Origin of the sequence: Bacillus sp. SIMBA_031, assembly GCF_046535225.1 — a bacterium.
GTDB lineage: Bacteria > Bacillota > Bacilli > Bacillales > Bacillaceae > Bacillus > Bacillus velezensis.
Window position 1 is genome coordinate 1 of record NZ_JAWRXC010000004.1, and the last position, 12175, is coordinate 12175.

11 protein-coding genes are annotated in these 12175 nt (G+C 44.1%); 4 read left to right on the top strand and 7 right to left on the bottom strand.

Annotated features, from left to right (window positions below; translation table 11 throughout):
- Nucleotides 1–287: 287 nt before the first annotated feature.
- The 7 genes from gyrA to dnaA form a co-directional block, all read right to left on the bottom strand.
- The gene (gyrA, locus tag SB724_RS12720) at nucleotides 288–2747 is read right to left on the bottom strand and encodes a DNA gyrase subunit A (RefSeq protein ID WP_032875298.1); all 2460 of its coding nucleotides are present in this window, start codon (nucleotides 2745–2747) and stop codon (nucleotides 288–290) included.
- Between the two features lie 215 nt (nucleotides 2748–2962).
- Complete coding sequence (gene gyrB / locus SB724_RS12725; RefSeq protein ID WP_007409911.1) at nucleotides 2963–4879, bottom strand: DNA topoisomerase (ATP-hydrolyzing) subunit B; 1917 nt, start codon at nucleotides 4877–4879, stop codon at nucleotides 2963–2965.
- 56 nt (nucleotides 4880–4935) lie between these two features.
- Entirely contained in the window at nucleotides 4936–5181 is a 246-nt protein-coding gene (gene remB, locus SB724_RS12730; protein WP_004392908.1) for an extracellular matrix regulator RemB, read from the bottom strand.
- Between the two features lie 17 nt (nucleotides 5182–5198).
- Nucleotides 5199–6311: a DNA replication/repair protein RecF gene (gene recF / locus SB724_RS12735; RefSeq protein ID WP_007409910.1), complete on the bottom strand. Its 1113-nt coding sequence runs from the start codon at nucleotides 6309–6311 to the stop codon at nucleotides 5199–5201.
- Nucleotides 6312–6326: 15 nt separating this feature from the next.
- A complete protein-coding gene (gene rlbA, locus SB724_RS12740; RefSeq protein WP_004392910.1) occupies nucleotides 6327–6542 on the bottom strand; it encodes a ribosome maturation protein RlbA in 216 nt (71 codons plus the stop codon).
- Nucleotides 6543–6676: 134 nt separating this feature from the next.
- Nucleotides 6677–7813, bottom strand: a complete 1137-nt coding sequence (gene dnaN, locus SB724_RS12745) for a DNA polymerase III subunit beta (protein WP_069006958.1) — start codon at nucleotides 7811–7813, stop codon at nucleotides 6677–6679.
- 184 nt (nucleotides 7814–7997) lie between these two features.
- Entirely contained in the window at nucleotides 7998–9338 is a 1341-nt protein-coding gene (gene dnaA / locus SB724_RS12750) for a chromosomal replication initiator protein DnaA (RefSeq protein ID WP_007409908.1), read from the bottom strand.
- Nucleotides 9339–9958: 620 nt separating this feature from the next.
- Here dnaA and rpmH point away from each other — a divergent pair.
- The 4 genes from rpmH (at nucleotide 9959) to jag (ending at nucleotide 12146) form a co-directional block, all read left to right on the top strand.
- Nucleotides 9959–10093: a 50S ribosomal protein L34 gene (gene rpmH, locus SB724_RS12755; RefSeq protein ID WP_003178075.1), complete on the top strand. Its 135-nt coding sequence runs from the start codon at nucleotides 9959–9961 to the stop codon at nucleotides 10091–10093.
- A gap of 154 nt (nucleotides 10094–10247) precedes the next feature.
- A complete protein-coding gene (rnpA, locus tag SB724_RS12760) occupies nucleotides 10248–10598 on the top strand; it encodes a ribonuclease P protein component (RefSeq protein ID WP_004392944.1) in 351 nt (116 codons plus the stop codon).
- Between the two features lie 160 nt (nucleotides 10599–10758).
- On the top strand, nucleotides 10759–11508 hold the full coding sequence (gene spoIIIJ / locus SB724_RS12765) for a YidC family membrane integrase SpoIIIJ (RefSeq protein ID WP_007409906.1): 750 nt from the start codon (nucleotides 10759–10761) through the stop codon (nucleotides 11506–11508).
- Nucleotides 11505–12146 carry an RNA-binding cell elongation regulator Jag/EloR gene (gene jag, locus SB724_RS12770; protein WP_017418434.1) on the top strand — a complete coding sequence of 214 codons (642 nt, stop codon included), beginning with the start codon at nucleotides 11505–11507 and terminating at the stop codon, nucleotides 12144–12146. The genes spoIIIJ and jag overlap by 4 nt, the downstream gene beginning before the upstream one ends.
- The last annotated feature ends 29 nt before the right edge of the window (nucleotides 12147–12175 follow it).

The window sequence follows — 12175 nt, forward strand, 5'->3', positions numbered from 1 at the left end:
GACTACGCACATCGCTGTGCGATTTATTTAAAACTTTGAATTAACAGGTACGTTTTGTCTTGTTTAGTTTTCAAAGAACTTTTTTCACTTCTCTCGAAGCGACCTCTTAATCATAACATTTTTAGTTTGCTAGGTCAATACTTTTTTAAAAAATATTTTCGCTAGGCTTGCCTTTCTATTAAAAAGACAACAAAAATGATTATATCAGCATCATCACTATGTGTCAAAGCTTTTTTTCATTTCTTTATATAGTAAAAGCGCAGCTGTAACAGGCTGCGCTTTTACGTTTATACTTCTTCCGTTTCTTCCGGCTCTTCTTCATTCTTTTCTACAAGCGCCACAGTGGCTACATGCTCTTGATCAGACATGCGGATCAGACGGACGCCTTGTGTTACGCGTCCCGTAGTGGAGATATCATTAATATCCATTCTGATTAACACGCCGCTTGCCGTAATAATCATTAAGTCCTCTTCGCCTTTTGTTGCTTTCACAGTTACTAACGGACCGTTGCTGTCAGTGATTTTACATGTTTTAAGGCCTTTTCCGCCCCGGCTTTGAACTCTGTATTCTGAAGCCGGTGTGCGTTTGCCGTAGCCGTTTTCTGTCACTATGAGGACGTGGGAGTCTTCTTCAAGAATCTCCATGCCTACAACGACATCATCGTCTGTCAGCGTGATGCCTTTAACACCCGCAGCTGTGCGTCCCATTTGTCTTACATCTTCTTCAGGGAAACGGATCAGCAAACCGTTCTTCGTTCCGATGATGATTTGTTTCTTGCCGTCAGTCAGGCGGACGGCCATCAGTTCATCATCTTCCCGGAGACCTAGGGCGATCAGCCCGTTATTCCGTATATTCGCAAACTGGGACAGTGCCGTACGTTTCGACACCCCTTGTTTGGTCGTAAAGAAGAGGTATTGCTCTTCATCAAACGTGCTGACCGGAATAATGGCATTAATCCATTCGCCTTTTTCAACTTCCAGAAGGTTAATAATCGGAATGCCTTTTGCCGTACGGCCGTATTCAGGGATTTCATAACCTTTAGAACGGTAGACCTTCCCTTTATTAGAGAAGAACAGGATCGTATCGTGCGTTGATGTGGAAATTAAGTGTTCCACAAAGTCATCTTCATTCGTTCCCATTCCCTGTACGCCTTTTCCGCCCCGTTTTTGGCTGCGGTATGTGGACGCCGGGAGACGTTTAACATAGCCGTTATGGGTCAGTGTGATGACGATATTTTCTCTCTCGATAAGATCTTCATCTTCAATTGTTTCAAGACCGGACGTCACGATTTCAGTGCGTCTCTCATCATTGAAACGCTCTTTGATTTCATTGAGCTCTTCACGGATGATCTCAAGAACTCTTTCTTCATTGGCTAAAATATCTTTCAGCTCGGCGATAAGCGCAACAAGTGATTGATATTCCTCTTCAATCTTTTCGCGCTCCAGACCGGTTAATCGCTGAAGGCGCATATCCAGAATGGCTTGCGCTTGTTTTTCAGTCAGTGAGAATTGTTCGATCAAACCTGTTCTCGCAATTTCAGCCGTCTGGGAACTGCGGATAAGAGAAATAACAGCATCTAAATGATCGAGAGCGATTCTTAAACCTTCCAGAATGTGAGCTCTCGCTTCCGCTTTGCGAAGTTCGTAAGCCGTTCTGCGCCGGATCACAATCTTTTGGTGATCAAGATAATGCTCCAGACATTGTTTCAGGCTTAGTACCTTCGGCTGTCCGTCAACGAGCGCCAGCAGGTTGATTCCGAAAGACGTCTGCAGGGCCGTTTGTTTGTACAGGTTATTCAAAATGACGTGAGCATTGGCGTCACGGCGGATCTCAATGACGATTCTCATTCCGTTACGGTCGGATTCGTCACGCAGATCGGTAATTCCTTCGATTTTTTTGTCCCGGACAAGATCTGCGATTTTTTCAATTAATCTCGCTTTGTTCACCTGATAAGGAAGTTCTGTGACAATAATTCTTTCTTTTCCCGATGATGTCTCTTCGATTTCAGCCTTAGCCCGGATTGTGATGGATCCCCGTCCGGATTCATATGCCTTGCGGATGCCGCTCCGGCCCAAAATCTGACCTGCAGTCGGAAAATCCGGGCCCGGGATGTATTCCATCAGCTCCTGGTTTGTAATCTCAGGATTCTCACTTACGGCAAGCACGCCTTCAATGACTTCCCCAAGCTGATGCGGAGGAATATTTGTCGCCATTCCGACCGCAATACCGGCAGCTCCGTTTACGAGCAGATTCGGAAATCTCGAAGGCATGACGACAGGTTCTCTTTCTGCGCCGTCATAGTTATCTTGATAATCAATCGTATCTTTCGTAATGTCCCGGAGGATTTCCATTGCGATTTTTGACATTCTCGCTTCTGTGTAACGCATCGCGGCCGCTGAGTCGCCGTCAACCGAACCGAAGTTGCCGTGTCCGTCAACAAGCATGTAGCGGTAGTTAAAATCCTGCGCCATTCTGACCATTGATTCGTAAACCGCTGAGTCACCGTGCGGGTGGTACTTACCGATAACTTCACCGACGATACGGGCAGATTTTTTATATGGTTTGTCACTGGTCATGCCTAAATCATTCATTGCGTACAGAATCCGCCTGTGAACCGGCTTCAGACCGTCACGCACATCCGGAAGCGCCCGGGATACGATAACGCTCATTGCATAGTCCAGGAAGGATGTCCGCATTTCCTGACTGATATTGACTTCACGTACTTGTGGTGTGTTTTGTTCACTCATTAAAAAAACCTCCCTGAAGTATCACATGAAATAATGTGGGAGTAGATTGTCCATTATGATCTTCAATACGATTTCACTATTCTCCATTATATCAATAAACTTGTGTTTATACACATTAATTTAGTAGAATATACGGGTTTTGCGGGTTTTCAGAGGCTTTAGAAGCCGCTTTGAGAAAAAAGCCTTATTTCTTAACGAAAATAAGGCTTTCTTGGTTAAATATCAAGATTTTTCACGTATCTGGCGTTTGCTTCTATGAAGTTTCTCCGCGGTTCTACTTTGTCACCCATCAGCATTTCAAAAGTCTCGTCAGCGTCCATTGCATCTTCAAGATTGACTTGCAGAAGCGTTCTGGTCGCAGGGTCCATTGTCGTTTCCCAAAGCTGAGTCGCGTTCATTTCTCCAAGACCTTTATAACGCTGGAGGCCGGGCTTAGGTGATTGCGGAAGTTCTTTTAACAGCTCATCAAGCTGCTTATCATTATAAGCGTATTCCACCCGTTTTCCCTGCTGCACTTTATAAAGCGGCGGCTGGGCAATGTAGACATAGCCGTTTTCGATGATTTCCCGCATGTATCTGTAGAAGAACGTTAATAAAAGCGTTCTGATGTGGGCGCCGTCAACATCGGCATCCGTCATGATGACCACTTTATGATAACGCGCTTTTTCAAGATTAAAATCTTCTCCGATTCCTGTTCCGAGGGCCGTGATCATTGATCTGACCTCATTGTTTGAGAGAATCTTATCAAGTCTGGCTTTCTCAACGTTCAGAATCTTACCGCGCAGCGGCAGAATGGCTTGGAAATGACGGTCCCGTCCCTGTTTAGCTGATCCGCCCGCAGAGTCACCCTCTACGATATACAGCTCGGAAATGCTCGGATCTTTAGAAGAACAGTCCGCCAGTTTGCCCGGCAGATTGGAAATCTCAAGCGCACTTTTGCGGCGGGTCAATTCCCGCGCTTTTTTCGCTGCCATCCGCGCTCTTGCGGCCATTAAACCTTTTTCAACGATTTTGCGGGCTGAGTCCGGATTTTCAAGAAGGAATGTTTCCAGCGCAGAAGAAAACAGCGTATCAGTGATCGTTCTCGCTTCGGAGTTGCCGAGCTTCGTTTTCGTCTGCCCTTCGAATTGCGGATCAGGGTGCTTAATTGAAATAATGGCAGTCAGCCCTTCTCTCACATCATCCCCGCTTAAATTCGGGTCATTTTCTTTGAAAATCCCTTTTCTTCTTGCATAGTCGTTTATGACACGGGTCAGACCGGTTTTAAATCCGGCTTCGTGCGTGCCGCCTTCGTATGTGTTGATATTGTTTGTGAAAGAATAAATATTGCTTGTATAGCTGTCGTTGTATTGCAATGCAACTTCAACCGTTATGCCGTCTTTCTCGCCTTCGATATAAATCGGCTCTTCATGAACGACTTCTTTGGAACGGTTTAAGTACTCAACATAGCTTTTGATTCCGCCTTCGTAGTGGTACTCGTTTTTCCGTTCTTGTCCTTCACGTTTGTCTTCAATCGTGATGTTTACGCCTTTTGTCAGGAAGGCCAATTCCCGGACACGGTTTGAAAGCAGGTCATAGTCGTATTCGGTTGTTTCTTTGAAAATTTCCGGATCCGGAACGAAGTGCGTAATCGTTCCGGTCTTATCAGTATCACCGATTACTTCAAGATCGGCCACAGGTACACCGCGCTCGTACGCCTGATAGTGGATTTTTCCATCACGATGAACCGTAACATCAAGAGTAGTCGACAAAGCGTTTACGACAGACGCCCCTACACCGTGAAGACCGCCGGATACTTTATATCCGCTTCCGTCAAATTTACCGCCGGCGTGGAGAACGGTCATGATGACTTCAACCGCAGGGCGGCCCATCTTCTCCTGGATACCGACCGGAATTCCGCGCCCGTTGTCCTTAACGGTAATGCTGTTATCTTTTTCAATCTCGATGTTAATATCTGTACAATAACCGGCCAGGGCTTCGTCAATACTGTTGTCGACGATTTCCCACACCAAGTGGTGAAGGCCTTTGCTGTTAGTTGATCCGATGTACATCCCCGGTCTCTTTCGAACAGCTTCCAAACCTTCTAATACCTGTATCTGATTCTCATCATAACTATTTTGCTGCTGTTCCATAGCCATGCACATTCACCTACACTTTTCTTAAACGATATATTCATTGTAAAGATCCGCTAAGAATCTATTTCTAACATAAATTGCGCACGTTTCTTCAGTGTGCCGGAAGATAAGGGAGAGTAATATATATTCTCAGTCGTGACTACGATAGACTTTGGCGTGCCGTTTACGGACGGCACTACTTTTTCTTTCTGTCTGTCCAGAAATTCTTCAACGATCGGCGATACATTGACCTTGCAGTCAAAAATGCCGACGATATCGCGTGTTGAAACGACAAAGTCGTCACCTAAATGAATATACAATCGCTCACCTCATTTCTTCACTTCACTAACGTACCGTTTTCCACACGGAACATTCCTGCTTGATGTAAGGTATCGTGGTCAATGCCATCCACGCTTGTCGTGGTGACAAATGTCTGCACACGGCCTTGGATCGTATGAAGCAAATGGGACTGTCGGTAATCATCCAGCTCGCTTAGTACATCATCCAAAAGTAAAATGGGGTATTCTCCGATTTCTTCATGAATCAAATCTATTTCGGCCAGCTTCAAAGACAAAGCCGTCGTACGCTGCTGTCCCTGCGAACCGTACGTCTGCACATCGCGTCCGTTCACATAAAAAAGGACATCATCCCGATGCGGTCCGAATAATGTGACGCCTCGTTCTATTTCTTTTTCTTTTAATTTCGAAAAAGACTCCTGGTAGCTGTTACCTATTTTCGACAAATCTTTGGGATCTGATACATCAAGCGCCGTGTGATACTTAAGCGTCAGTTCTTCAAGTCCCCGGGAAATGCCGGAATGGATCGGCTGCGCCCATTTTTCAAGCTGCGCCGTAAACTGCAGACGTTTGGCGACAACTTTTGCGGCTGCTTCAATCAGCTGATCAGTGAGAACGTCAAGCATGGTCCGGTCAGTCTGTTTCCGGCTTTGCAGCTGTTTCAGAAAATGATTCCGCTGTGAAAGGATTTTTTGATAAAGAGATAAATCATACAGATAAACGGCAGAAACCTGCCCGATCTCCATATCGAGAAATCTCCTCCTCACCTGAGGGCTTCCTTTGACGAGATTTAAATCCTCAGGGGCAAACATAATGGTGTTCAGCGCTCCGACATACTGACTGAGTTTTTGCTGCTCTATATGATTGACCTTGCCCTTTTTACCTTTTTTGGAGATGACAAGCTGCATCGGGATGTCCCCGTTACGCTTCATCACTCTTCCTTCTATTTTAGCATAGTCTTCGTCCCACCGTATAAGTTCTTTGTCATTTGAGGTGCGGTGTGACTTTGCCATCGAAAGGACATAGATGGCTTCCATCAGATTGGTTTTGCCTTGGGCATTTTCCCCGATGATCACATTCACCTTGTTTTCGAATTGAAGCTCAGCGCGCTCATAATTACGGTAGGATGTTAATTCTAAATTTTGGATATACAACCGCTGTCACCCGCTTTAATTGACGACTTGAAATGAACCAAATCCTTCAATCGCGACCACGTCTCCAACGTAAAGCTTTCTGCCGCGGCGATTGTCAGGTTCATTGTTGACAGTCACCTCATGCTCGCTCAGAAACCACTTCGCCATGCCGCCGGACTGAATCACATCGGCTAATTTTAAAAACTGGCCAAGCGTAATCATTTCTGTATCAATCGAAATCGGATTTGCCATATTATCGACCTCTTTCAAATATCACTAATATCTAATTGTACTAAAAAATCCTGAAATAAGGAAAGGGAAAACTTGAGGGAGCGGCTGATGAATAGAAAAGCTGCCGAACTAAGCCGGCAGCACATTCTGTTTGATTAATACGTTCTGACCGGAAGGATGAGCTGAACGATGGTTTCATCATTCGGCGTACGGATAAGAAACGGTCTCATCGCTCCCGTAAAGCTGATACGGATGTCCGCTCCTTCAAGTACTTTCAGTGCGTCCATCATATATTTTGGACTGAATGAAATATTTAATTCCTCGCCGTCAATCTGGTCAGCCATCACAGCTTCGACCACTTTTCCGATTTCCGGAGAATTTGATGAAATTTCAAGCGAATCCGCCGGTTTGGCAGAAAGCTTTACAACGTTGTTGCGGCCTTCTCTCGCCAATAAAGAAGCACGGTCTATCGCCTGTAAAAATTCCTTCGTGTTCACGACGATTTCCGTTTTGCTTTCCTGCGGAATTAAGCTGGTCGTGTCCGGATAGTTTCCGTCAAGCAATCTTGAGAAGAACAATACGTTTTTCGCTTTGAACAGCACTTGGGTTTCTGTAATCACGATATCAACCAGTTCTTGGTTGTCATCAAGAATTTTGCTCAGCTCGGTTAAGCTTTTCCCGGGAATGACCACGTTATAAGAGCTGTCTTCCGGAATATCAAGCTTCGCCTTTCTTAAAGCGAGTCGGTGGCTATCCGTGGCAGTGCATAATAATTCACCGTTTTCGACTTTCCAGTTTACACCTGTCAAGATAGGGCGTGTTTCTGAGGCGGACACAGCGAACACGGTTTGGCGGATCAGGTTTTTTAAAAGATCCGTCGGAATCTGAATGGCATGATGCTCTTCGATTTGCGGTAGATGCGGATATTCATCTGCATCAAGGCCGTTTAAATTAAATTCGGCTTTTCCGGAACGGATAATCGTTAAATATTGATTTTGAACTTCGATTTCAACAGTCGCCATCGGCAGTTTTTTAACGATTTCACTGAAGAAACGCGCTTGCAGTACGATACTTCCCGGCTGATCGATCGTCACGATTTCTTTATCATCATCTTCTTTCGGAATGAATGACTCGATTGAAATATCAGAGTCACTTCCTGTGAAAGATACACCTTCATCTGAGGCGACGATCTTAATACCAGTGAGAATGGGAATTGTGGTTCTGGATGAAACGGCTTTTAGAACGTCTTGTACACTTTCGACTAAACGATCTTTTTGAATCGTAAATTTCATGTTTATCCTCCTAACGGATAATATAATTAATATATTTTAAAAATAGCAGTAGTAATAGTAGGGCCTGTGGATTTGTGGATAAGTTGTGAAAAAGACAGGAAACACAGCCTATCCACGTGTGGACAGACTGTGTATGGCTATGAAAAAGTTATTCACACTTTCCCCGATTCATCCGAGGACACTATTATTTAAGAAGTTCTTTTATTTCTTTCACCTGCTGCTGAAGCTGCTCGTCATCAATCAGCAGTTTTGAAATCTTTTCATGGGCGTGAATGACGGTTGTATGGTCTCTGCCGCCAAATTCTTCCCCGATTTTAGGCAAAGAAGAATCTGTCATTTCTCTTGAAAGATACATCGCGATTTGTCTTGGGAACGCCACGGATTTCGTACGCTTTTTCGCTTTGAAATCTTCAAGCTTAATGTTGAACTGCTGTCCGACAATCCGCTGAATCTCTTTTATCGTAATGACCTTCGGCTTAGAAGACGGAATAATATCTTTCAATGCTTCTGCAGCCAGGTCTGCGTTAATGTCTTTATTGATTAAGGATGAATAGGCGACAACCCGGATTAATGCCCCTTCCAGTTCGCGGATGTTACTGTCAATCTGATTCGCGATGTAAAGCATGACCTCGTTCGGAATATCAAGGCCTTCCGCCTTCGCTTTCTTTCTCAGGATGGCAATCCGCGTTTCCAGATCCGGCGGTGTGATATCCGTAATCAATCCCCATTCGAACCGCGAACGCAGGCGGTCTTCAAGGGTCGGGATCTCTTTCGGCGGTCTGTCGCTGGAAATCACGATTTGTTTGCTTTCTTCATGAAGCGTGTTGAATGTATGGAAAAACTCTTCCTGTGTTTGTTCTTTTCCGGCTAAAAATTGAATATCATCTATCAAAAGTACATCAACGTTCCGGTAGCGGTTGCGGAAATCAACGGCTTTATTATCGCGGATTGAGTTGATGAATTCATTTGTGAATTTTTCAGAAGATAGGTACACCACTTTGGCTGAAGGATTATGATCAATGACATAATGGCCGATCGCGTGCATTAAGTGGGTTTTTCCTAAGCCGACTCCCCCGTATATAAATAAAGGGTTGTACGCTTTAGCGGGTGCTTCCGCCACAGCCAGTGATGCTGCATGGGCGAATCGGTTTCCCGATCCGATGACGAATGTGTCGAATGTATATTTCGGGTTGAGCATGCTTTGGGGAAAATCAGACGGTTCCTCTTTTGCCGCTTTTTTCACTTGCGGTTTCGGTAAAAAGTTTTCTTCGTCCTGATTTTGAGGAATGACAAATTTGACGCTCAATTCTTCCCCGGTTAATTCGTATATGGTATCTGCAATGAGATGTAAGTACCTGGACTCCAGCCAGTCTCTGGCAAATTCATTGGGAGCGGTGATGGTTAAGGTATCCCCTTGCAGCGAATGGGCTTTCGTCGACTTCATCCAAGTTTCGAAACTCGGTTTGCTTAGCTTTTTCTCAATTTGAGCTAGAGCTTGATTCCAAAGATCTAATATATTCTCCATTATCCGGCACAGCCCTCCTTTTCTTTAAAAATCAGCGCCCTTTCCCTGTTATAGAACACAAAAAAAGAGCATATGGCTCTGACCATTCGTACACACGAAATGTTGAAAACATATAGTATAGTAGAAAAACAGCTTTTCGACAAATTCCACAAGTTGTGGACAACAATCTACACAAGCTGTGTGAAAACAATCCACAACTTATCCACAGTTTGTGGATAAAGAGAATGGGCTGGATAAGTAATTAAGAGTTAAAACACAAATATAATATCAAATTAAGCGAGGACTTGCAATGGTTCTCGTAATCTTATCCACAAACCTGACAACTTGTTGAAAAATCTTTGTCCACAGGGGTTAGCAATGTGAAAATGTTGTCGATAACAACTGTGGATATTAAAAAAAGGCAAAAAAATTATCCACATGTCGTTTTTTCGGGGGAGCGCGGCTTTTTTTTGCGTTAAAAAAAGGAATATGAAAAATAAGGTTTCTAAACTGGTTAAGGTATGTTATCCTATTATGGTTGTAAGAAATAAAAGCACTGCTAAAGTTGACAATGAATAGGCAGCACAAATATAATAAGTAAGACTGTCTTTAACAGCTATTCCTCGAGGGAGGTGTCATAAATGAAAAGAACATTCCAACCGAATAACCGTAAACGCAGTAAAGTTCATGGCTTCAGAAGCCGTATGAGTTCAAAAAACGGTCGTCTAGTATTAGCACGCCGTCGCCGCAAAGGCAGAAAAGTATTATCAGCTTAGGCCACTGAATAATGTCAGTGGTCTTTTTTCACATTAAGAGAAAAGTGATGTCATGCGTCGCCCGGTACTGGAGAAATTTCTTCAGTATTCCGGCGGCCCGTTTTTTTTAGATAGAAATAAAAGTTTCTGCGAGTGAATATCGGAGTGAATTAAAGTGAAGAAGCGAAATCGGTTAAAGAAAAATGAAGATTTTCAAAAAGTGTTTAAACGCGGAACGTCTATGGCAAACCGCCAGTTCGTGCTGTATACGCTTGATCAGCCGAAACAGGAAGAGCTCCGGGTAGGGCTTTCTGTCAGTAAAAAAATCGGCAATGCCGTCGTGCGCAATCGGGTGAAGCGGTTAATCAGACAGGCTGTTCAGGAGGAAAAAGAGCTGCTCAAGCCGAAAGATTTTATTATTATCGCAAGAAAACCCGCCGGCGATCTCAGTTTTGAAGAAACGAAAAAGAGTCTGCAGCACTTATTCAGAAAAACCTCATTATATAAGAAATCTTCGTCAAAATAGCTCATATTTTGTTTTCTTCACGTTTTTAAAAGCGCTTCCTTTTATTTGGCGAAAAATGAACGCCATTTGAAACTGAAAGATGCTAAAATACATACAAGGTTCATAAAGATTGGTATAGGAGGAAACGTTCTTGAAAAGGAGAATATGGTTACTACTGAGTATGGTCGGTATGCTCGTGCTGCTGGCCGGGTGCTCGAGTGTGAAAGAGCCGATTACGGCGAATAGTCCGCATTTCTGGGACAAATATGTTGTGTATCCATTGTCAGAAGTTATTACGTACGTAGCGAAACTGACGGGCGATAACTATGGTTTATCGATCATCATCGTTACGATTTTAATTCGTCTGCTGATTCTGCCGCTGATGATCAAGCAGCTTCGAAGCTCAAAAGCAATGCAGGCGCTGCAGCCTGAAATGCAGAAGCTCAGAGAAAAATACAGCTCTAAAGATCAAAAAACGCAGCAGAAGCTTCAGCAGGAAACGATGGCCCTGTTTTCAAAGCACGGGGTAAACCCGCTGGCGGGATGTTTCCCGATCCTGATTCAAATGCCGATTTTGATCGGATTCTACCACGCCATTATGCGTACGCAAGCCATTTCACAGCACAGCTTTTTATGGTTTGACCTAGGAGAGAAGGATCCTTACTATATTCTTCCTATCGTTGCGGGTGTGGCCACTTTTGTCCAGCAGAAGCTGATGATGGCCGGAAATCCGACTCAGAATCCTCAAATGGCAATGATGGTATGGATTATGCCGATCATGATTATCGTATTTGCGATCAACTTCCCGAGCGCGCTTTCTCTGTATTGGGTAGTCGGAAACCTGTTTATGATTGCTCAGACATTCCTTATTAAAGGACCTGACATTAAACACGATCCGGAAACGCAGAAAGCGGGAGGAAAGAAAAAGTGAAGAAGGTGACTGCTGCGGGACGGAATGTCGAAGAAGCAGTTCAATCAGGCCTTCAGGAACTTCAACTGACGAAAGATCAAGTAGAAATAACGGTGGTGCAAGAAGAATATAAAGGGTTTTTGGGTATTTTCGGGAAAAAGAATGCGATCGTAGAACTGGAAGAGAAAAGAAATCCTGTTCAGGAAGCGAAAGCGTATTTGGAAGAAATCATCCATTCCATTGCCGGGCCTTCTGAGATTGTTACGGAAGAAAACAAGAAAACAGTCTGTTTTCACATTAAAGGTGAAAAAGCGGCGCTGCTTATTGGCAAAAGAGGACAAACACTCAATGCCCTGGAAACATTGACGCAGCTTGTTTTGAACCGCGGCTCCGGCCAGTATCGCCAAGCTGTTGTCGACGCTGAGAATTATCGGCGGAAAAGAAGAGAAATTCTGGATCAGCTGGCAAACAGGCTGGCCAAGCAAGTGTCGAAAACGAAAAAAGATGTGCATTTAGAACCGATGCCGTCAGGTGAAAGAAAAATCATCCATGACGCGCTGTCAAAGCATCCAAATATCAAAACGTTTTCTACCGGTGAAGGCCGGTACCGCCATCTCGTTATTTCCCATAAAGATAGCAGAAAACCGAAGTCCGGGTAAAATCGGAACTTCGGTTTTTTTATTGGTAA